The sequence below is a fragment of the Modestobacter sp. VKM Ac-2982 genome, assembly GCF_026967935.1.
GTDB lineage: Bacteria > Actinomycetota > Actinomycetes > Mycobacteriales > Geodermatophilaceae > Modestobacter.
The window spans coordinates 1-516 of record NZ_JAPVBL010000010.1 but is presented as its reverse complement, the minus strand read 5'-3'; the positions used below and the strand labels follow the sequence as shown (position 1 = coordinate 516).

At 59.1% G+C, this 516-nt stretch carries 1 rRNA gene; it reads right to left on the bottom strand.

Going from position 1 to position 516, the window contains the following annotated elements:
• Positions 1-357 (bottom strand): 23S ribosomal RNA (locus O2W20_RS22650); the annotation flags it as partial.
• Positions 358-516: the final 159 nt, after the last annotated feature.

Genomic DNA, 516 nt, shown 5'->3' with positions numbered 1-516 from the left:
ACTCCCTGACAGTTCGGCAGAACCATCTGAATCGTCCCACGACCCCGACCGCACAACGCCTGCCGGCTTGGCATGCGATCGGTTTAGCCTCATCCGCTTTCGCTCGCCACTACTCGCGGAATCACGGTTGTTTTCTCTTCCTGTGGGTACTGAGATGTTTCACTTCCCCACGTTCCCTCCACGCGCCCTATGTGTTCAGGCGCGGGTCACACCACATGACTGGTGCGGGGTTCCCCCATTCGGAAATCCTCGGATCAACGCTCGGTTGACAGCTCCCCGAGGCTTATCGCAGCCTCCTACGTCCTTCATCGGCTCCTGGTGCCCAGGCATCCACCGTGTGCCCTTAACAACTTGACCACACACAACACCCACGCCCGCCCACCACAACACCACCCACCCCGGGAAAACCAGGATCGGCACGGCGTCGTACGCGGACCAGCGCGGATATCCAGATCAATACTTACAAGATGCTCGCGTCCACTGTGCAGTTCTCAAAGTACGGAAGATGACCCACCA